We start from the raw sequence: 648 nt of genomic DNA on the forward strand, positions 1-648 counted from the left end.
AGGGGCGGGGGATGCCCTCCACGTCGGCCCGTGACCATGTGTAACCACGCCCGGCCCGCCACCATTCCCGGGGACCCGGGCCCACCAGCACACCCGGCGGCTAGGCCCTACTCGGCCGTACGCAGGGTGTAACGACCCCGCCCCGCCCACGATTCCGCCCCCACGATGCCCCCGACCACACCCCCGAACCGGACACACACCCCACCGCGAGCCGCACGGCGATCGACCTGCGATGCCGGATCGGACGCCAACTGCGAAACCGGACACCAGTCGCGTCGGATCCACCGATCGCACAGGAGTTCTTGGTACGTGACGACCCTCAGAGGCGGGCTCAACCGGTGGTTGCAACACCAAGTAGCTGGGTCATCTTCTCACCTGGGGTGGCCCAGCCCAGGGTCATCCGGGCCTGTCTCGCTAAGGGTGTTTCCGGCGATCTTGGTTAGTAGGTCTCGGCGTTCGGGAAGCGGTCGCTGAAGGTGATGGCGAAGGCGTTCAATGCGGGTTTCCAGCGCATGGTCCATCGGGTTCTGCCTGCTCCGGTGGGGTCCAGGGACCGGGTCACCAGGTACAGACACTTCAACGCGGCCTGCTCGTTGGGGAAGTGGCCGCGGGCCTTGACCGCCCGCCGGTAGCGGGCGTTCAAGGATT

Annotated in this window: 1 protein-coding gene; it reads right to left on the bottom strand. The window is 67.3% G+C overall.

Features of this window, described 5'->3' with window-relative positions:
* Positions 1-439 precede the first annotated feature (439 nt).
* Positions 440-648, bottom strand: a 209-nt coding sequence (locus V6U77_RS29950) for a transposase (RefSeq protein WP_334609829.1), incomplete at its 5' end; no start/stop codon positions are given.

The sequence above is a fragment of the Micromonospora sp. CPCC 205546 genome, assembly GCF_036902715.1.
Taxonomy (GTDB): domain Bacteria; phylum Actinomycetota; class Actinomycetes; order Mycobacteriales; family Micromonosporaceae; genus Micromonospora.